Here is a 20,395-nt window from a genome sequence, read left to right as displayed (position 1 = left end):
CTATTTACTTATTTGATTCCTCTGGTCGCAGTTGAAATCAACTTCATCCCCGCCGTAAAATCCTCCACCGGGCCAATCAAGCTGACCACCACTCTCCCAGCTTGAGCAATCCCATAGAAAGCCCCCGGATGAACGATCGCCCCGCACTCCTGCAATAGCTCGCCCGCCACATCCCCAGTTCGGGGCAGCCGCAGGATCGCACACCATCCCGCCTCCACCCGCAGCACCTCCAGTCCCATCCCCTCAACACAAGCCAGATTCGCCCGTACCCGTTCCAGAATTTGCTGCTGAATTCCCTGCCGTGCCTCCAGCCACGAAGGGAGCGCCCTCTGCACCGGAGCGTTCATCGACAGAAATGTATCTGCAATCACCTCCAGCCGCCCCATCGCCTCCCGCCGCAGCGCCTCTGGTCCAGACCCGGCGATCCACGCCGCCTTCATCTGCGGAAGCCCGGCAATCTTGCTCATCCCGCTCAAAACGAAGGTCAGAACCGGATGCGGCCCTACGGCAAAGCTGACCAGTTCCTCTGTATCCGCCCGATGCAGCGAGTAGTCCAGAAAGACCTCATCCACAATCAAGGCCAGCCCATACTGCGCACAGATCTCTTCGAGCCTCTGCCGCTCCACAGCCTTCGTCCCGTGCCCGGTCGGGTTATTCGGATGCACCACGACAATCGCCCGAGTCCGCGGCCCGATCCGCCGCTGCAACTCGGCAAAGTCGATCCACCAGCCATAGTCATAGAACAGGGGATAGGGCTTCAGCTTCACATCCTCAAGGTCGGCAAGAAAATCGAACAACGGATAGCTCGGCAGCGCCACCAGTACCTCATCGCCCGCATCGCAAAGCAGCCGAAACAGATAGCCGTAGCCTTCGCTGGTACTGGTGGTCAGCACCAGCGCGTCCGGATCGACCACAGCGCCATGCCCCCGGTAATAATCCGCCACGGCCTCCCGCGCTCGCCTCATCCCCCGAGCATCGGGATCATAGACCAGCGCCTCGCTATCCCCCAGCGGAGCCAGTATCGTCGCCGCGTTATAGCTGAATCCGCAGACCGTTGGGTTCGAGACGGTCAGATCATAGAGCCGCCGCCCAGTCAGCCGCGCCTCGCGAATCGCCGCAGCAAAACTGCTCTCCCCAACATCCCAACCCGTACGCACAGAAAATCGAAAGCTCACTTGACCATGCTAATCAATTCAACGTCTTCATCGTCATCCCCTACAATAACTACTCAACCTATGAGCTCAATCAAAGCAGTCCTCTTCGACTTCGGTAAAGTCCTCTCCCTGTCCGCCGATCCCGCCGTCTGGCAGCAGATGCTCGCCCTCAGCGGCCTCAGCGAAGCCGATCTCCAGCGCGAATACTGGGCGCATCGCCACGACTACGACCGCGGCACCCTCAACAGCCAGACCTACTGGCCGGCGGTAGCGGCAGGCTCCCGCACCACCTTCACCCCCGAGCAGATCACCGCGCTCATCGCCGCCGACGTCAACCTCTGGTCGCGCCTCAACCTTCCCATGGTCGAGTGGGCGCGGAACCTGCAACGCGCGGGCATCCGCACCGGCATCCTCTCCAACATCGGCGACGCTATGGCCGAAGGCCTCATCGCAAAGTTCGACTGGATCAGCGCCTTCGACCACTGCGTCTGGTCATACTCCCTCAAGCTCGCCAAACCCGAAACCACCATCTACCGCTGCGCCGCCGAAGGACTTGCCACCGATCCCTCGCAGATCCTCTTCATCGACGACAAGATCGAGAATATCGAAGCCGCCGAATCCATCGGCATGCAGGCCATCCAATACCACCTCGACCATCCTGCCTTCGAGCAGGAGCTACGCCGCCGCAACCTCGACTCTCTCCTCAACCTATCTCCGGCATCCACACCCGCATAGCGGCACCATTCCCAAATCGGCACAAAAACGTTACATTCGTCATGAATTCGTAAAGAAAAAATCTAATCTCACGCACCACCATGGATATTAAAAGGGCAGGCTGCAATCAGCGAGTCACCGCAGCCAGATGACCATGACGAAAACACGATCCTCCCCCCGGCTCATCCTCTGCGTCCTTAGCCTCTTCATCCCTAAAACCCTTCCCGCGCAACAGACCCAGCAACTCGTCTTCACCGGTCTTCACTCTACCGCCAGCCAGGGGCAATTCAATGCAGTGCAGTCCGCACCCAACGGTCATCTCTACCTTCTGCTCGATCAGAAAGACGGCGTTCGCATACTTGAGACCGACGCAAACGCCACCACCGTCCTCGCCCAGGCCCAGCTAGGCGCGAAGGGCGACATCGGTCTCGCCATGGCGCTCGACCCCAGCGGCAACCTCTACGTCACCGGAACCACCGCCTCCGGTTTCCTCGCCGGCACCTCCGGCGCAGCCTTCCCTGCCCCCGCCGACGCCTCCACCAACTCCTTCATCGCCAAGTTCGATAGCAACCTGGACCCGCTCTTCGTCACCTTCACCGGCAGCGGACGCACAGCAGCCTCCGCGATCGCCGCCACCTTGGACGCAGTTTTCATCACTGGCAGCATCTTCGGTGCTACCATCCCGGTCACGCCCACCGCCTTCACCCAAACACCGGCCAGCAACACCACGCAAAACGGCTTCGTCGAAAAGTTCAACACCACAGGCTCAACCCTCCTCTATGCCACCTATCTCAGCGGAGCCAACGGCACCACCGCTCCCGCGGCCATCGCAGCAGACGCGTCGGACAACGCCTACATCGCCGGATACACCACCTCCTCCGGCTACCCCACCCTAGCCGCACTCGTCCCCGAGAAGGTCGGCACATCCTCCGGCTTCCTCACCAGGCTCACCCCCGCAGGCGACGGCATCGTCTTCTCTACCTACATCCCGGGCTCAGGCATCACATCCCTTGCCCTCGATCCCGCCGCCCAGAACCTGCTTGTCTCGGGAACCGTCGCCATCGGCCAGTTCCCCGTCGCCAACGTAGCCACACCGCTGGTCAATCTCCCCTACCAGACACTTTTGCGCATTCCTCTCGACGGCAGCACCGTTCTTTCCTCCACGCTCCTCGCTCCCGGCACGCAATCCATCGTCACCCCCGCGCCCAACGGCGAAGCCTGGGCTATCGGAGCCCTCACCACCCCGCTCCTCCCGCTGCTAACCTTCTCCAACATCGGCAGCGCCTTCGCCCTCCGCATCACAGCGCAAAATAACATCGACCAGTCACTGCGCTTCGGTGGTCTTCCTACGAGCAACCCCAGCTACGCCAGCGCCCCCGTCACCCTGACCTCGCTCACAACCGACGCCATCGGCCAACCTGTCTTCGCCGGAGCCGTCACCCCCACCGCCAGTTCCAGCTTGCTGGCGACTGAAACCTACGACCTGCCACTCTATAACTCCCCCACCGCCGCTCTGCCATCGACCATACGTAACGCCGTGCTCGCTCCCGGCAGTTGCAACGGGAGCCTCTGCGCCGGATCAGCGGCCTACCTCAGCAAAGTCGATCCTGGGACCGCCGCGCCCAGTCTTGCGCTATCCACGGATGACTCTCCTAATATCATTCTGAGGAATCTCGGCTCTGCTACCGCCATCAACCTGCAACTGGCCGCAACCGGATTTACACTCGCCACCGACTGCCCCATAGCTCTCGCTCCCGGCGCGGAATGCAGCATCGCCCTAAGCGGCCCTGGCCCCGGCACCATCACCGCGCAAGCCGACAACGCTACCACTCAAACCGCAAACCTCCCCGCCTCCACTACCACGCCCAACGCCATCGTCTTCTCTCCCAAGGAGCTGGACTTCGGCATTGAGAGCGCCTCCAGCCCCGCCGCGACGCGCACCATCACCGTCACCAACCTAAGCGCCCAAAGCCAGGCATTTGCTTCCTCGACCACCAACACCCAATTTACAGAGCAGTCCAGCGACTGCCCCACGAACGGCACATCCAGGCTCCTCACCCCGGGTGCAAGCTGCCACATCACCATCGCCTTCACTGCCTCTGGCGACCCCGCCAGCGACGGCCCCGTCCAATCCAACTGGACCATCGGCCCCGGCAGCGTCCTGCTCACCGGCTACTCCGAGGCCGCAGCCCTCGCTGTCTCAGTCAGCGAGATCGACTTCGGCACCCAATACACCGGAGGCCTCCGTCTCCCCCGCTTCCTCTACCTCTCCAACAACTCGGCCACCACCGTCCTGCACACCGCTGTATCTCTACCCAGCACATCGCCCTTCTCTCTTATCGATCGCTGCCCCACGCAGCTTCTCCCTCACACCATCTGCCAACTCCAACTCGACTACCTCTCGGCGCAGTCCCCCTCGAACGACTCCATCACCCTCTCGCTCGACCAGGGCCTCACCGTCCTTGTCACCGGCAAAACCTTGCCGCCGCCCGGAGCAGGCGGAGCCACCGTCAACCCAAACCTCACCGTCTCCCCCTCCAGCCTGAACTTCCCCAACGCCATCCCCGTCACCGCTGTCTCGAGCGCGACACAGACCGTCACCATCGGCAACACCGGAGCACAACCCATCCCCCTGGCGCTCTCGCTCAGCGGAGACTTTACCCAGGCCACAAGCTGCACCTCCACGCTCGGCGCTCACAGCGCCTGCACCGTCGTCATCACCTTCGCGCCCTCGCAACCCGGAACCCGGCAGGGCCTGCTCTCCGTCACCGCGGGGCCTGCGACCACACCTGCCTATGTTGCCCTTAGCGGAACGGCCACTCCGATCCTCTCTACTAACAACGGCACGCTCGACTTCGGCAACGTCATCGCCGATCAACCTGCCGTTCAGTGGTACAAGATCACCCAATCCTTCACCGCTCTCAGCGCTGCCACCTCCAACTCCGCCTTCAAGGCGATCCTCGTCGAAGACATCGGCTACGGTCACGGAACCCCACCCACCTCGGCCTTCAGCACCAACGCCTCCGGCTCCTGCGTTAATTGCTGGCTCGGACTGCAATTCATTCCACCCACCACCGGCCCTGAAACCGCGACCGTAGCCCTCCGCTCCAGCACCTCCGGCAACGCCTACACCCTCGCGCTCACCGGCAACGGCCTTCCACTCACGGGACTCATCCTCACGCCCGTCAGCAATGACTTCGGCGCCATCCCGATCAACTCGACCAGCGCGCCCACGCTCGTCTCCCTCACTAACCTCACCTCAGCCGCAGTCTCCCTCACCGCACCCACCACCAGCACAGGCTTCGTCACCAACACCGCTCCCACCGGAGGAGCGCTCTGCACTGGAACCCTCGCGCCCACCGCGTCCTGCTTCGTCGAAGTGGCCTTCGCCCCAACTACCACAGGACAGATCGCCGGAACCCTCACCCTTCCCACCAGCGCCAATACCCTCACCGCTTCGCTCACCGGCTTCGGTGCGCCCGACCCCGGCCTCGCGTTCACACCGAACGCGCTCACCTTCAACAACGTTCCCGGCGCAACTGCTACGCAGCAGACCATCACTCTCAAAAACACCGGAGCAGCCACACTCCAGATCGCCACCCCTTCCGTCACCACTCCCAACTTCACCCTCACGAGTACCTGCGCCACACTCACTCCCGCAAACACCTGCTCCATCGCAGTGACGTACGTCCCCGGCAACGCCCCGGCAACCGATACCATCACCATTCCTGTAAACAGCTCCCTCACCGGAGCAGCCACCTACACCGTTCCTCTCACCGGCGCTTACACCACCGAAGACTCGGGCCTCCAGATCATTCCCGCCGAGACCAACTTCGGCCCGCAGCTCACCAGCAACCCCGGCCTCACCCGCCAGTTCACCATCAACAACCTCACCGCGAAGTCCCTTACCCTCGCGCTTTCACTTCCTCGCCAGTTCGTCCTCGCCGACCCGCCCTGCGCCGCGCTCGCACCCAATGCAAGCTGCAACTTCTCCGTCACCTTTCTGCCGCTCACCAACGGTGACATCACCGGAACCCTCTTCGCCCAGGCCACGCCCACCGACGGCACCGCCACCTTCAACAGCCTCGGCTACTTCGAAGGCTACGGCCTCGGCACCGGAGCCCTCGCCATCACCGGCAACCTCACCCCCACTGGAGGCGACGGCACTCTGCTCAACTTCGGCCAGGTAGCCTCGGGCCAGTCCCTCAGCCAGACCCTTACGCTAACGAATCCCAATACGACTGCCATCGCCATCCGTCGCATCACCAGCGAGTGGCCCTTCCTCAGCACCACGACCTGCGCTATCGCCCTCGCGCCCGGCGAATCCTGCACCGTAGCCGTGACCTACTCGCCTCTCAATCAGGCTGCCACGGGAACCGGCTCGCCTATCTCGAATACCGACACCGGCTCCCTCGTCATCGAGAGCGACGCCCTCACCAGCCCCGATGTGGTCGACCTCACCGGGACCGCCGCACCCATCCTTGTCTCCGTCCCCGACAACACCGCTCCGCTGGCCTCTTACACCGCATCACAAAGCTCCTTCACCTTCGACTCCACCGCCGTCGGCGACGTCTCCGCCGCCCAGACCATCACTCTCTCGAATACCGGAACCCTTACGCTCCACATCATCGGTCTTGAAGCCACGCCTGATTTCACCGCCGCCAGTACGTGCGCCACGCTCGTCCCCGGAGCAAGCTGCACTCTCACCGTCACCTTCACGCCACAGCTCCCCGGCACTCGCATCAGCGCGCTTGAAATCTCCTCCGACGCGAGCACGGCGCTCGACTTCATCAGCCTCCTCGGCACGGCGACTCCAGCGTCGCTCCTCTTGTCTCCGTCCTCGCTCGACTTCGGAAGCCTCCTCGTCGGCAGCACCTCGACCCTTCCCATCGAGGCCACCAATACCAGCGCGACCCCGGCGGTCTTTCACGGCATCACGGCCACAGGCGACTACACGGTCGCAGGTGACTGCCCCGCTCCCGGCAGCTCGCTCGCAGCCAACACAAGCTGTACGATCGAGGCCACCTTTAGGCCCACGCAGCCGGGCTTGCGCGCCGGAACCCTCAAGGTAGCCAACTCGCTCTCCACGCTGCCGCTCACCATTGCGCTGACCGGCACCGGAGCGCAGTCTCACCTTCAGGCCAATCCGGCCAGCCTCAACTTCGGGAGCCTATCGCTTGCCTCTTCGGCAAGCCTCACCCTTACCCTCATCAACTCCGGCAACGCCCCCGTCACCGGACTTCATCTTGCCATCACAGGCGACTACGCCGTCATCACCCCCTGCGCGCTCACAGCCCTTCCCGCAGGCACCAGTTGTTCTGTCACTATTTCTTTCACTCCCACCGCGCTCGACACCCGCGCCGGAACCCTTACCATCACCAGCGCAGCCAACGCGCCGACTGCGGTTCCACTCCTCGGCACCGGAGTTCCCAACGGCAGCTTCCTGCTCACCGTCAATGGAAAGCCGTCCTCCAGCGTCACCGTCAAGAGCGGGTACCCCGCCAGCTACACGTTGACGGTGACACCACAGAACAGCTTCAGCGGGACGGTTATCCTTAATTGCTCCCCGGTCACTCCCGGTCAGTACGCCAACTGTGCTCTGCTGCCCTCGAGCATCGCCATCAGCGGCGCCGCCCAGAACACCACCGCCACCCTCAACACCATTACCTCTGCTCAAGTCACTCTTGCCGAAGGCAGCCGAAAGCGCGGCAGCTTCCTGCTCTGTCTGCTGCCGGCGGCTTTATTTTTCTTCTGGAGAAGTCGCCCCACCGGCCTGAAGCTCTGTGCCACGTTCCTCGCAGCCACAGCGCTGATTACCTTGAACGGCTGCGGCAGCGGAGGCAGCCTCACCGATCCCAGTCTGCGCAAGACGCCGCCCGGCACCTACCAATACCAGATCACGGCAACCTCGACCAACGGCCCCCGCATCACGCAGACCGTGACCCTAAATCTTACCGTTCAGTAATCGAATAAAAAACTGGCTAAACTCCTACCCCCAGCGGTACCGGGACCTGCTCCACGATCTCGATTCCGAAGCCCTGAAGAGCGGGTACGTGGGTCGGGGTATTCGTCAGCAGCCGGATCTTGTGGATACCCAGATCGGACAAGATCTGTCCACCAAGACCGACCTGCCGCAAGGTTCGCTGCGTCTTGTCGTCGCCGCGCTCCCGCGAGCGATCCCGATGCAGCACCACCCGCGCCGGCACTGTTCCGCGATCGATGCCGAAGCCCTTGGTTCCATTGTGCAGATAGACCAGAGCGCCGTGCCCCGCCTCGGCGATCATGCGCAGCGAGTTCTCCACCACGGCCCGGCAATCGCACATCGTGGTCGAAAACACGTCGCCCGCAAGGCAATGCGTATGCACGCGGACCGTCACCGGCTCGTCGCCCGTCACATCGCCGTACACGAGTGCCACATGCGACTCTCCACCCTCGACCTCGCTCTCATACGCGATCATGCGGAACTCGCCATGCGCCGTAGGCATCAGCGACTCCGCCACGCGATGGATATACCGCTCATTCTGCAGCCGGTAGCGAATCAGGTCAGCCACCGTCACCATCTTCAATCCGTGCAACTCACAGAACTTGATCAGATCAGGCACCCGCGCCATGGTTCCGTCTTCGTTCATGATCTCGCAGATCACCCCAGCCGTGATCAGCCCCGCCATCCGTGCCAGATCGACCGAAGCCTCGGTCTGCCCTGCGCGCACCAGAACACCGCCCTTACGCGCGCGCAACGGAAAGACATGTCCTGGGCGAGCAAGGTCCTGCGCCGTAGAGGCTGGATTGATCGCCACCCGAATCGTATGCGCCCGGTCTGCGGCAGAGATTCCTGTGGTGACGCCTTCGCGGGCCTCGATGCTCTCGGTAAACGCGGTGCCGAAACGCGACGTGTTCTCCTGCGTCATCGGCCCCAGCCGAAGGTAGTCGGCACGCTCTTCGGTCAAGGTCAGACAGATCAAGCCCCGTCCAAAGCGTGCCATGAAGTTGATGGCTTCTGGCGTGACAAACTCCGCCGCCAGCGTCAGATCGCCTTCATTCTCGCGGTCCTCGTCGTCGACGACCACCACCATCCGTCCGGCCCGTATCTCAGCAACAGCCTCGGCAACATCGGCAAACATAGCAGCCTCCAATACTTTCGACTCAACTCATCATACGTTCGACGCAAAAAGAAACGCCGCCATTTGCAGGCGGCGCTTATCGCTCCAGCTATTTTTTTTACAGAATCGACTTATTTACAGGATCGACTCGTTTTTTATAGAGTCGACTCAATCTCGAATCCCCACGCTTCCAACAGCGCCTCGGGGATGTACTTCGAATTCTTGTTCCGCCGGGCCCACTCACGCAGCCTGGTCGACCGGATGTACTGGTCGGGAGTCAATTTGAATTCCTTCACGACCTGCTCGAACGATGTAACCGTTGGCACCACCGGGCCTATCGGCTCAGGCTTGCCCCAGTTTGGATTTCCGCGACGCTTTGCCATATCTGTTCAGTACCTCTTCCAGGATATCTAGATAATCCCCCGCTCTTCGTGCGGCGGTTTAAGGGAAATTGACGCTGTATTCATTCTATGCCATTTATGCCCATAAATCAAGGCATTTCCTTGGCCTCGGGAGCGATACGAGCTTGCTCAGCCTCCTTCGATCCAGAGGCGTCTTTTTCAGTCCCTTCTCCGTCTATTCCACCAGCCATCCTGCGATGTAAGATCGAACCTACATTTAAGGTCGTACCATCTCTGCCGTTCAACCGCACATGAGGCAATCCCTATGAGCGCACCGCCCTGCTCCCCTCCCGAAGAAGAAGAGCTTCTCGAAACTGAGTCGACCGACCTCGATATATCTCGTCGCACCTTTGTCAAAGCTGCCAGCATCCTGAGCGCTGGAGTGGTCACCGGCATTCCCCATCTCGCCGAGGCCGAAGCGACCAGCATTGCCGCGACCAGCACTCCCCAGACGATCTCGGTGACGCTCAAGGTCAACGGCAAGTCCGAGCCGCTGACCCTCGACACCCGCACCACGCTGCTCGACGCGCTGCGCGATCATCTCGACCTTACCGGCAGCAAAAAAGGCTGCGACCACGGTCAATGCGGAGCCTGTACGGTGCTGGTGGATGGCCGCCGCGTGAATAGCTGCCTCACCCTCGCCGTCGTCGCCGACGGAGCCGAGATCACCACCATTGAGGGCCTCGCACAGGGCGATACCCTCAGCGCGGTCCAGACCGCGTTCCTCGAACATGACGCCTTCCAGTGCGGTTACTGCACTCCGGGCCAGATTTGTTCGGCCACCGCCCTGCTCGACGAGCAGAAGCACGGCACCCTCAGCACCGTCTCCTTCGAGACCGGCAACATCGCCAGTCCGCAGCTCACCGACAACGAGATTCGCGAGCGCATGAGCGGCAACATCTGCCGTTGCGCCGCCTACCCCAACATCGTCGCCGCCGTCCGCGCCGCCGCGAGGGCCACCGCATGAATCCCTTCAGCTATCAACGTGCCACCGCACCGGAAGAAGCGATCCGCGCCGTCTCCGCCCACAACGCAAAGTTTCTCGGCGGCGGAACCAACCTCGTCGACCTGATGAAGGATGGGGTCGAGCAGCCATCCACCCTGGTCGACATCAACCGCCTCGATCTCGCGCAGGTCACTACCACTCCCAGTGGTGGCGCGCTCATCGGAGCGCTGGTCCGCAACAGCGACCTCGCCAACCACCAGATGATCCGCAGTAACTATCCGCTGCTCTCGCATGGATTGCTGAGCGGCGCCTCTCCGCAACTGCGCAACATGGCCACTACCGGCGGCAACCTGCTGCAGCGAACCCGCTGCTACTACTTCATGGACACCGCCTTTCCCGCCTGCAACAAGCGCACGCCCGGCTCCGGCTGCGCGGCCATCCACGGCTTCAACCGCATCCATGCCATTCTGGGTGCAAGCGAAGACTGTATTGCCACTAACCCCTCCGACATGAACGTCGCCATGGCCGCCCTCGATGCCACCGTCCACGTACAGGGACCGAAGGGCAAACGCGCCATCCCGTTCGCCGACTTCCACCGCCTCCCCGGCAAGACTCCGCAGATCGAAACCACTCTCAGGCCCGACGAACTCATCACCGCCGTTGAACTTCCTGCTCCGAAGTTCGCAAAGAACTCCTGGTACCTCAAGGTCCGCGACCGCCAGAGCTACGCCTTCGCCCTGGTATCCGTAGCCGCCGGGCTTGAGATGAACGGCACCACCATCAAATCGGCGGGACTCGCGCTGGGCGGTGTAGCCCACAAACCCTGGCGGTCTATAGAAGCCGAAAAGTCCCTGGCTGGCGCAACCGCCAACACCGAGGCCTTCAAAAAAGCCGCTGAGCTTGCCGTAGCCGGGGCTCATCCCTACGAGCACAACGCCTTCAAGATCGAACTAGCCAAACAGAGCATCGTGCACGCCCTTACGCTCGCCGCACAGGGCTCACGAGAAGGAGCACAGGCATGATGGCCATCGAGTCAGAGCAGCAGCAGGAGCAAAAGCCGGAGCGCCAGCTCGATCACCGCTACGACGCCTTCGCCAAGGTCACGGGCCGCGCCAAGTACGCCGCCGAGTTCCCGGTCAAGAATGTCGCCTACGCCTACATCGTGCAAGCCACCATTCCCGCAGGATCAGTAGCCTCCATCGACGACACCGCCGCCAGCCGCGCCTCCGGGGTGCACAACGTCCTCACGCCCTTCAACGCGCCAAAGCTTGCCGAGCTTGGCAACGTCAACGTGCTGCAGGATGCCACCGTCTTCTATAGCGGACAGCCTATCGCGGTGGTGGTTGCCCGCTCGCTGCCTGAAGCCCGCTCCGCCGCGGCTCTGCTTCACATCACCTACAAAGAGCAGCCGGCGAAACTCGACTTCAACAACCTGCTCGGCGATGCTCGGCCTCCAAAGCGCGGTGGCACGTCACGTCGTGGCGATCCAGCCGCCTCTCTTGCCAAAGCCACCGTCACCGTCGACCAGACCTACTCCACGCCGCTGCAGAACCACAATCCGATGGAGCCGCACGCTACCATCGCCGCCTGGGATGGCGACAAGCTCAACGTCTACGATTCCACGCAGGGCATCACTGGCGTTCAGCAGGGACTGGCGCGCGCCTTCTCCATCCCGCAAGCCAACGTCCACGTCGACTGTCCCTACACCGGCGGTGGATTCGGCTGCAAGGGCTACGTCTGGTCTCAGACCATCCTCGCCGCGATGGCGGCCAAGGTCGCCCAGCGCCCGGTCAAACTCGTCCTCGACCGTGGACAGATGTTCGGCCCCGTCGGCTCCCGCCCCAACACCAGCCAGCACATCAAGCTCGCCGCCTCGGCCGATGGCAAGCTCCTGCTGCAGCAGCACGACTCCACCTGTTACACCTCTTTCATCTCCGACTGGGTCGAAAGTGCCGCCGCTCAGACCACGCTGCTCTACGACAGCGAATCGCTCTCCACCACGCACCTCGTCGTTCCGCTCAACCTGGGCATGGGCACGTGGATGCGCGCCCCCGGCGAGTCCACCGGCAGCGTCGGCCTCGAGATCGCGCTCGACGAGCTGGCCGAAAAGCTGAACATCGATCCCGTCCAGCTGCGGCTCATCAACTACGCCGAAAAAGATCCCCGCAACGGCAAACCCTGGTCAAGCAAGCATCTCCGCGAGGCTTACGCGCAGGCCTCCGAGCGCTTCGGCTGGTCCAAACGTAGCGCACAACCCGGCCAACACCGCGAGGGCAACAAGCTTATCGGCTACGGCATGGCCACCGCGAACTACGGAGCCGGACGCTCGCCTTCCTCCGCCGTAGTCCGAATTCTGCCCAGCGGGCGAGTCTTCGTCGGCATCGGCACGCAGGATATCGGCACCGGAACCTACACCATCCTCGCCCAGACAGCAGCCCTTGCGCTCGCCATGGATCCTTCGCACGTAGACGTGAAACTGGGTGACACCAACCTGCCGCGCTCCGGAGGATCGGGCGGATCGACCACCGCCGCCTCGGTCTGCCCAGCCGTCTACGATGCTGCGGCGCAGGCCAGGCTCAAGCTCGCACAACTGGCGATTGGAGACGCACAGTCGCCGCTCCATGGAGCCGCCGCTGAAGACTTCGACACCAAAGACGGCAAGGTCTTCCTGAAATCGGCGCCGGATAAATCCGAAGCAATCATCGCGCTGCTCGCACGCAACGGCGGAGCTCCGGTTGAAGCCACCGCAACCTCCGAGCTTTCCAAAGATCGCGACACCTTTACCTCGCACTCCTGGGGTGCAGTCTTCGCCGAGGTCGCCGTCGACGCCGATACGCACATGGTCCAGGTCCGCCGCCTCGTCGCCACCTACGACATCGGCACCCTGCTCAACGACAAGACCGGCCTCAACCAGTTGACCGGCGGACTCGTCTGGGGCATCAGCATGGCTCTCCACGAAGAGGCCGTCATCGACAAGAAATACGGTCGCACCGTCAACGAGAACTTCGCCGAGTACCACGTCCCCGTCAATGCCGACGTCCACGAGATCGACGTCACCTGCCTCAACATCCCCGACTATAAATTCAATCCTCTGGGAGCAAGAGGCATCGGCGAAATCGGCATCACCGGGACAGCCGCCGCTATCGCCAATGCTATCTATAACGCCACCGGCAAGCGCGTACGCGACCTGCCCATCACCCTCGACAAACTGATGGCCTGAGCGAAAAAATTACTCGCCGGGCCATTGAATTATTTTTCGCTTCGCTGAATCCTTTACATCTCCACCCCATCTATTCGATTGTTGTCGAATTATGAAACTAACGGAGCGTAGAGAGATGGGTAAGCTGGCAGGCAAAGTAGCAGTCGTAACCGGAGCATCCAAAGGCATTGGCGCAGGTATCGCAAAGGGCCTGGCAGCAGAAGGCGCATCAGTCGTGGTCAACTACGCCTCCAGTAAAGAAGGCGCGGATCGCATCGTCGCAGAGATCACGGCCAGCGGCGGCAAAGCCATCGCGGTACAGGGCGACGTGGCCAAGGCCGAAGACGTTAAGCGCATCTTCGCAGAGACAAAAAAGTCCTTCGGCCAACTCGACATCCTCGTAAATAACGCTGGCGTCTACCAGTTCACGCCGCTCGAAGAGGTCACCGAGGATATCTTCCACCGTCAATTCAACACCAACGTGCTCGGCCTTCTCCTCGCCACGCAGGAAGCTGCAAAGCACTTCGGCCCCGAGGGCGGGAACGTCGTTAATATCAGCTCGACCGTCACTGCGATTAATCCACCGGCATCGGCGATCTACACGGCGACCAAAGGCGCGGTCGATTCCATCACCCACGTCCTCGCCAAGGAGCTTGGCCCCAGAAAGATCCGCGTCAACGCCATCAACCCCGGCTTGGTCGAGACGGAAGGCGTCCACACCGCTGGCTTCATGGGAACCGACTTCCAGAAGCAGCTTGAGACCCAGACTCCCCTGGGAAGGATTGGTCAGCCCGACGACATCACTCCCGTCGCGGTCTTTCTGGCCTCGTCCGACTCAGGCTGGATCACCGGCGAAACATTGCTGGTCTCAGGCGGCCTCCGCTAAATCCTGTAGAAGAGTTGTGCCAAGCCCCGACCACACGTCGGGGCTTTTCACTGATCTCGCCTGCCTGTACCTGCTCCGGCATTTCATCCAGGGCAAACAATATGCGAAGATAGCCCAAGCGCATGGAACCCGAATCAGCAGATCTCGCAGCACTCCTCCACCGAACTTTCGGCTTCCCTGCCTTCCGCGCCAATCAGGAGGCCGTCTGCCGCGCTGCCACCGATGGCCGCGATGTCCTTCTGGTGATGCCGACCGGTGCGGGCAAGAGCCTCTGCTACCAACTTCCCGCTATCGCGCGCGGCGGTACAGCATTGGTCATCAGCCCGCTGATCGCGCTGATGGACGACCAGGCGGCCAAGCTCTCCGCCCTGGGACTGCGCGTGGCCCGCATCCACTCTGGCCTCAGCCGCGACGACTCCCGCCAGGCCTGCCGCGACTATCTCGATGGCACCCTGCAATTTCTCTTCATCGCGCCCGAGCGCATGCGCGTCCCCGGCTTCCCCGAGATGCTGGCAAAGAAAAAGCCCGCCCTCATCGCCATCGACGAGGCCCACTGTATCTCGCAATGGGGCCACGACTTCCGCCCCGACTATCGCACCCTCGGCGACTATCTCCCCGCGCTGCGGCCCGCGCCGGTGATTGCTCTCACCGCAACAGCTACGCCGACCGTCCAGAAAGACATCGCAACGCAGCTCCAGCTTCATCAACCGGCGCTCTTCATCCACGGCTTTCGCCGCCACAACCTCGCCATCGAGGTGGTCGAGATGTCGAAGCCACAGCGCACTGAGTTCACCGCGAAGCTCCTCAAATTGCCAGAGAACCGGCCAGCGATCGTCTACGCGCCCAGCCGCAAAGCAGCCGAAGAGATCGCCTCCACACTAGGCAGAAGTGCTGCTGCCTACCATGCCGGACTCGAACCGAGCGTCCGCGAAAGAGTCCAGCGGCACTTCCTCTCAGGAGAACTAGAGGTTGTCGTCGCCACCATCGCCTTCGGCATGGGCATCGACAAGGCGGACGTCCGCACCGTCGTCCACACCGCGCTACCGGGCAGCGTCGAAGCCTACTACCAGGAGATCGGCCGCGCCGGACGAGACGGTCTGCTCAGCCGCACCGTGCTGCTCCACTCCTACGCCGACCGCAAGATGCACGACTTCTTCCTCGAGCGCGACTATCCCGCTCCCACCGAGTTGGCTCGCGTGGCCCAGGTCCTCAACGACGAATACCAGATGCCCGACATCCTCCGTCAGCGTCTCAAGATGGATGTGGAGAGCTTCAATCGCACCGCCGAAAAACTTGTCTCCCAGGGCGCAGCAGCCTTCGACATCGCAGGCAACCTACGCTCTACCGGCCAGACTAACTGGCGCTCCAGCTACGACACCCAGCTCGCCTTCCGCCGCAGCCAGATCGACCGCATGGTCGCCTTCGCCGAATCGCCGCAATGCCGCATGTCCGCCCTCGTCCAGCACTTTGGCGACACCGCCGACGGTCTGCGCCCCTGCGGCCACTGCGATTTCTGCTCTCCCGAGCGGGCCACCGCGCAGACCTATCGCCATCCGACCTCGCTCGAAGAACGTCAGCTCCGCTCCATCCTCGAAGCTCTCGAAGGCGGAGCCGCTAAAGCCACCGGAAAACTTCACACCGACCTTGCCCTCGGCATCGACCGCAAACAGTTCGACGCCTATCTCGATGCTCTTACCCGCGCTGGCCTCATCACTCTCACTGCCGACACCTTCACCAATGCCGAAGGCACGCTCATCAACTTCAAACGGGCTTCGCTGACCCACGAAGGCCGCACCCGCGACGAGGATGATGATCTCAACGTCCTCCTCAAAGACATCTCAGACCAGAAGCCGTCGAAGTCGCGCACGTCAACCACAGGCAAAAAAATCTCGAGTAAAGCAGAGAAAGCCGATGCCGCCGCCGCTTATACTCCAGCGCAGAAAGACCTCGATCAGCGTCTCCGCGAGTGGCGCAAAGCCGAAGCCGCCAAGACCGGCAAACCAGCCTTCATGGTCTTTTCCGATGCCATCCTCACCGCCATCGTCCACGCGAGTCCCACGACCATCCCCAGCCTGCTCGGCATCTCCGGTATTGGCCCCGAAAAAGCAGACCGCTACGGCGCCGCGGTCGTCGCTATCTGTACTTCAAAGCCGGTCCCTCTCGAATACGGCGCTCCCGATAAGCCAAAGCCGGTTCGCTCCCAATCACGACCAAAAGACACCTCGCCAATCACATCGAGCAGCAAAGTCAACTCGCGAGAACAGGCCGCCGAAACTTTTCACCGACCTCGTGCCGCCCCATCGGAGCCAGCCGAAGCTCTTACTCTCGACCAGCAGGCCCTCGATCAGCGCCTTCGCGACTGGCGCAAGACCGAGGCAGAAAAGCTTGGCCTTCCTCAATTTTTCGTTCTTGGCTCTTCGGCTCTGCGCAGCATTGTCGTTCAGCGGCCCCAGACCCTCGCTCAATTGAAGACGATCAGCGGCATTGGCTCGGAGAAGACGGAACGGTTCGGGTCCGCCATCCTTGAAGCCTGCAAGATATGAATAATTTCTGCTGATTTTTCTTTACCGGCGAACCACTCGTTTGATCTGCGCGTATTGCTGCAGGATAAAGCTGTCGGTCATTCCCGCAATATAGTCGGCAACCACCCGCGCCAGCCCTTCTTCCGCAATATCGTCGAAGTGTCCCTGCGGCAGTTCCTCTGGATCATTGATCCAGTAGTTGAACAGCGCCGTCACCACCTCTTCCGCCTTGTCGTGCTCGTTTTCAAGCGTCTCGCAGGTATAGAGCGTGTCGTAAAGGTAACGCTTCTCCTGCAAGCGCTCGGACTCGGCCTGCGGCGAAAAAACGGCGAGCCGGTGCGGGCAGCGGCGTATGTCTTCAAGGCTCTCCGCGCCAATCTCTTCGACATTCTTCTGGGTTGTCGCGATCAGGTCGTCGGTCAAAATGTTCTGCATCAGCTGCAGCGCTTCGTTGAACAGGTACTTTTCTTCGACCCCGGCATGTTGCCTCTCCACCGCCTGGTAGCACCTGGAAAGAATCTCGACGTTCTCGCGGATGTGGCCGATAGCCAGCAACCCGGACTCAACTCCATCGTCAAGGTCTGCGGTCAGGTAGGCGATCTCATCGGCAAGGTCGATCAACTGTGCCTCAAGCGGTGGCCGCTGGTCCAGCATGTACTCAGCCAGTTCCGGGTACTCTCCCACACTGTAGTCGCGCGAGTGCTTGATGATTCCCTCGCGAACGCCGAGCGTGAGATTCAGGCCGCGATGCGCCGCATAACGCTGCTCGAAGTGCTCGACGATACGCAGCGCGTGAAGATTGTGATCGAACCGGCGTCCATGACTGCGCAGGCATCGATCGAGAGCCCGCTCTCCGGCGTGACCAAACGGAGGATGCCCGATATCGTGCACCAGTGCCAGCGTCTCGGCCAGGTCTTCGTTCAGGCCAAGCGTCGAAGCAGACAACCGCGCAATCTGCGCGACCTCCATCGTGTGGGTCAGACGGCTGCGAAAGTGGTCGGAGGCCCGACTCGTAAATACCTGCGTCTTGCCTGCAAGGCGGCGAAAGGCGCGCGCCTGCACAATCCGCTCCCGGTCCCGCTGAAAAGGAGTCCGCGAAGGCCGCAACGGCGCAGGATAGACACGCTCCATCAGCGGATCGTCAGATCCTCCGGCGACCGCATAGCGATGCAGTTTGGTAGACATGGTCACGTTCGAGTGTAACGGAAGAAGACAAAACAGAGGTGCAGCAGAGCTACATCCTTACTTTGCAGACTCCGGCGAAAGCTTCGCCAGCTTCACCCGCGCATTTTCGAGCTTGTGCTGCACCTTGGCTACATCCGCAGGATCAGCGTCAGCAGGCAGCGAGTGCGCATACTCCGTCATCGACCGCTGCCACTGCTCGACAGCCAGTTTTAGCTTGCCCGTCTTCTCGTAGACCTCGCCCAGATGGTCATGGACGGTCGGGTCCGTGCTCATACGCTCCATCGCCTTGCGCAGGTTCGCCTCCGCCAGGTCATATTGACCGGACTTGAAGTAGACCCATCCCAATGAATCGAGATACGCCCCATTCTGCGGATCGAGCTCGACTGCCTTGCGGATCATCGCCAGCGCCTCCGGCAGCTTGACGCCGCGGTCTGCCAGCATGTAGCCGAGATAGTTCAGGATCGTCGCATTCTGGGAATCGATGGCCAGCGCCTTGTGGAACTCGGTCTCGGCTTCGTCGTAATGCTTTTGCCGGTCGGCCAATACTCCACGGAGAAAATACACGTACAGCTTCTCGTCAGGCTTTGTCGACAATCCTGCCGCATTATCGAGCGCCGCCGCGGCATCGGGCCAGCGCTTCAGCCGGGTATAGATCTGCGTCAAGGCAAGATAGGTATCTCTGTCATCCGCTGTATTTCCCGCAGCCGAAAGCTGCGCCTTGGCCAGGGCAATTCCCTGCTCGGCTTGCCCGGTATCTGCAAGCTGACCGGCGTACATCAACTGTGTCGCCTGATCTTTAGGAGATGCCTTGGCCGCGGCGGCGGCGGCGACGGTGGCATCTTTCCAAAGGTGAGCGTCACGGTAGGCATCTACCTGCCCCTGATAACCGCCCTTGGCATACTCTCCGCCAAGATCCACCAACTGCTGATAAGCTGCGACGGCGTCGGCCGTCTTATTCTCTTCGCGGTAGATGATGCCCAGCCGATCGAGGAAGATGGAACGGTTCGCCTTCTCACCATCGCTATACTTTCCATCCGCGTGGGCGGTGTCAGACACGAGCTTGGTCAGGACGCCGGTAGCATCATCATAGCGGCCCAGCGAATCGTAGATCAGCGCCTCGTTATAGCTTAGCTCCAGCGAATTCTGTGCCAGCGGCTTGGCCTTTTCGAGCGTAGCCAGCGCCTGGTCGTAGTGTCCCTGCCTGCGCTCGATCTCCGAGATATGGATCTGCGACTGCGCGTCCTGCGGCTCGGCAGCAACGATCTCATTCAGGATCTTCAACGCTTCATCGAGCTTGCCCTGCATCAGCAGCGCATTCGCCAGGCCGCGCTCCGTATCGATGTTGCCCGGCTCCTGATCCAGGGAGCGCTGATAGGCTGCCGCCGCCTCTTGGGGCTTCTTCAGCTGGTCATAGGTTGTGCCGAGAGCATACTCGAGGCGCGCGCTGCGGTCATCGACCGGAACTCCGTTCAGCACCTCGGCAGCGCGGTTGGCGTCTCCCTCATCGCTGTAGAGCCGCGCCATGTTCAGCGCTACCTCTTCCGAGTTCGCGTCGATCTTCTGGGCCTGCTTGAACTGCGCCTCGGCCTTGACCGAATCATGGTTCAATCCATAAAGCTGGCCAAGCAGGAGATGCGTCTCGATATCTTTGGGCTTTAACTGCGCCAGCTTTTCGTACTCGGCGATAGCGAGCTTCAGTATCTGCCCGGATTGAGGCGTTTGCACATCGCCAAGCGACCGCAGATACACCTTGCCCAGAAGCTCATGGGCCTCCACATCGTTCGGGTCCTTGGCGATGCGGTCCTGAGCCGCGCTTACCGCCTCGCGAATTCGCCCGATCTTGAAATAAAGATCGGCCAGCCCATCCTGCAACTGCTGCGAGTTGGGATCGGCATTCAGCGCCAGCTTGTACTCTTCCACCGCCTGCGTCGCATAGTCAGAGCGTCCAGCGCTAACGGCCATGTCCTCATAAAGGTGCGCAAGGCCATAATGATAGTAGGACGAGGCCCGGTCTTGCACGGGAGGAGCGGTCGTCGTGGCAGCAGGCGTTTCGGCAAAGACAGAATGCGCTGCAAACAAAAGCGCCGCCGCCGGAAGCAGGCGGAACTGGCGAAGAGACGAAGCACGCAAGAACAAGGTCATGTGATCTAACTTTCTGGACTGGCAAACTCTGGACCGAATCGTTGCGAGACGAAAGACACAGGTTAGACGGCTCTCCCTGGCGATTGGATGCAGCGCCAGACCCTGCCGCTTACGAGGCTGGCGCTGATTATAATCCGTGCGCCGAC

Annotated in this window: 12 protein-coding genes; 7 read left to right on the top strand and 5 right to left on the bottom strand. The window is 61.6% G+C overall.

What is annotated here, in order from left to right; translation table 11 throughout:
* Positions 1-8: 8 nt before the first annotated feature.
* Positions 9-1,175: a pyridoxal phosphate-dependent aminotransferase gene (locus VMU57_RS01200; RefSeq protein ID WP_325379961.1), complete on the bottom strand. Its 1,167-nt coding sequence runs from the start codon at positions 1,173-1,175 to the stop codon at positions 9-11.
* 60 nt (positions 1,176-1,235) lie between these two features.
* On the opposite strand from VMU57_RS01200, the gene VMU57_RS01195 reads away from it, so the two are divergent.
* Positions 1,236-1,889, top strand: a complete 654-nt coding sequence (locus VMU57_RS01195; protein ID WP_325379959.1) for an HAD family phosphatase — start codon at positions 1,236-1,238, stop codon at positions 1,887-1,889.
* Positions 1,890-2,016: 127 nt separating this feature from the next.
* Positions 2,017-7,833 (top strand): choice-of-anchor D domain-containing protein, encoded by a 5,817-nt coding sequence (locus VMU57_RS01190; RefSeq protein WP_325379957.1) that lies wholly within the window; start codon positions 2,017-2,019, stop codon positions 7,831-7,833.
* 16 nt (positions 7,834-7,849) lie between these two features.
* On the opposite strand, the gene ribB is transcribed toward VMU57_RS01190, so the two are convergent.
* Together ribB and VMU57_RS01180 are read right to left on the bottom strand one after the other, a co-directional pair.
* A complete protein-coding gene (gene ribB, locus VMU57_RS01185) occupies positions 7,850-8,989 on the bottom strand; it encodes a 3,4-dihydroxy-2-butanone-4-phosphate synthase (protein ID WP_325379955.1) in 1,140 nt (379 codons plus the stop codon).
* 134 nt (positions 8,990-9,123) lie between these two features.
* Positions 9,124-9,351 (bottom strand): hypothetical protein, encoded by a 228-nt coding sequence (locus VMU57_RS01180; RefSeq protein ID WP_020713518.1) that lies wholly within the window; start codon positions 9,349-9,351, stop codon positions 9,124-9,126.
* Between the two features lie 283 nt (positions 9,352-9,634).
* On the opposite strand from VMU57_RS01180, the gene VMU57_RS01175 reads away from it, so the two are divergent.
* The 5 genes from VMU57_RS01175 (at position 9,635) to VMU57_RS01155 (ending at position 16,943) form a co-directional block, all read left to right on the top strand.
* The gene (locus VMU57_RS01175; RefSeq protein WP_325379945.1) at positions 9,635-10,336 is read left to right on the top strand and encodes a 2Fe-2S iron-sulfur cluster-binding protein; all 702 of its coding nucleotides are present in this window, start codon (positions 9,635-9,637) and stop codon (positions 10,334-10,336) included.
* Entirely contained in the window at positions 10,333-11,337 is a 1,005-nt protein-coding gene (locus tag VMU57_RS01170) for a xanthine dehydrogenase family protein subunit M (protein WP_325379943.1), read from the top strand. The genes VMU57_RS01175 and VMU57_RS01170 overlap by 4 nt, the downstream gene beginning before the upstream one ends.
* A complete protein-coding gene (locus VMU57_RS01165) occupies positions 11,334-13,535 on the top strand; it encodes a xanthine dehydrogenase family protein molybdopterin-binding subunit (RefSeq protein ID WP_325379941.1) in 2,202 nt (733 codons plus the stop codon). The genes VMU57_RS01170 and VMU57_RS01165 overlap by 4 nt, the downstream gene beginning before the upstream one ends.
* Before the next feature lie 115 nt (positions 13,536-13,650).
* Positions 13,651-14,400: a glucose 1-dehydrogenase gene (locus VMU57_RS01160; protein ID WP_325379939.1), complete on the top strand. Its 750-nt coding sequence runs from the start codon at positions 13,651-13,653 to the stop codon at positions 14,398-14,400.
* Between the two features lie 122 nt (positions 14,401-14,522).
* Complete coding sequence (locus VMU57_RS01155) at positions 14,523-16,943, top strand: RecQ family ATP-dependent DNA helicase (protein ID WP_325379937.1); 2,421 nt, start codon at positions 14,523-14,525, stop codon at positions 16,941-16,943.
* Between the two features lie 21 nt (positions 16,944-16,964).
* Here the strand turns inward: VMU57_RS01155 and dgt are convergent, their stop codons facing one another.
* Together dgt and VMU57_RS01145 are read right to left on the bottom strand one after the other, a co-directional pair.
* Positions 16,965-18,107 carry a dGTP triphosphohydrolase gene (dgt, locus tag VMU57_RS01150; RefSeq protein ID WP_325379935.1) on the bottom strand — a complete coding sequence of 381 codons (1,143 nt, stop codon included), beginning with the start codon at positions 18,105-18,107 and terminating at the stop codon, positions 16,965-16,967.
* 57 nt (positions 18,108-18,164) lie between these two features.
* Positions 18,165-20,249: a tetratricopeptide repeat protein gene (locus tag VMU57_RS01145; RefSeq protein ID WP_325379933.1), complete on the bottom strand. Its 2,085-nt coding sequence runs from the start codon at positions 20,247-20,249 to the stop codon at positions 18,165-18,167.
* Positions 20,250-20,395 lie beyond the last annotated feature (146 nt).

It is taken from the genome of Edaphobacter sp., assembly GCF_035532915.1.
Classification (GTDB): Bacteria; Acidobacteriota; Terriglobia; order Terriglobales; family Acidobacteriaceae; genus Edaphobacter.
The sequence above is the reverse complement of the archived record's forward strand: the minus strand, read 5'-3'. Positions and strand labels throughout refer to the sequence as shown.

What these genes read in the sequence shown, in the direction of transcription:
- VMU57_RS01180 (WP_020713518.1), bottom strand. Translation starts at nt 9,351, where the DNA reads ATGGCAAAGCGTCGCGGAAATCCAAACTGGGGCAAGCCTGAGCCGATA.
- VMU57_RS01145 (WP_325379933.1), bottom strand. Translation starts at nt 20,249, where the DNA reads ATGACCTTGTTCTTGCGTGCTTCGTCTCTTCGCCAGTTCCGCCTGCTT.
- VMU57_RS01175 (WP_325379945.1), top strand. Translation starts at nt 9,635, where the DNA reads ATGAGCGCACCGCCCTGCTCCCCTCCCGAAGAAGAAGAGCTTCTCGAA.
- VMU57_RS01190 (WP_325379957.1), top strand. Translation starts at nt 2,017, where the DNA reads ATGACCATGACGAAAACACGATCCTCCCCCCGGCTCATCCTCTGCGTC.
- VMU57_RS01165 (WP_325379941.1), top strand. Translation starts at nt 11,334, where the DNA reads ATGATGGCCATCGAGTCAGAGCAGCAGCAGGAGCAAAAGCCGGAGCGC.
- dgt (WP_325379935.1), bottom strand. Translation starts at nt 18,107, where the DNA reads ATGTCTACCAAACTGCATCGCTATGCGGTCGCCGGAGGATCTGACGAT.
- VMU57_RS01195 (WP_325379959.1), top strand. Translation starts at nt 1,236, where the DNA reads ATGAGCTCAATCAAAGCAGTCCTCTTCGACTTCGGTAAAGTCCTCTCC.
- VMU57_RS01170 (WP_325379943.1), top strand. Translation starts at nt 10,333, where the DNA reads ATGAATCCCTTCAGCTATCAACGTGCCACCGCACCGGAAGAAGCGATC.
- ribB (WP_325379955.1), bottom strand. Translation starts at nt 8,989, where the DNA reads ATGTTTGCCGATGTTGCCGAGGCTGTTGCTGAGATACGGGCCGGACGG.
- VMU57_RS01160 (WP_325379939.1), top strand. Translation starts at nt 13,651, where the DNA reads ATGGGTAAGCTGGCAGGCAAAGTAGCAGTCGTAACCGGAGCATCCAAA.
- VMU57_RS01155 (WP_325379937.1), top strand. Translation starts at nt 14,523, where the DNA reads ATGGAACCCGAATCAGCAGATCTCGCAGCACTCCTCCACCGAACTTTC.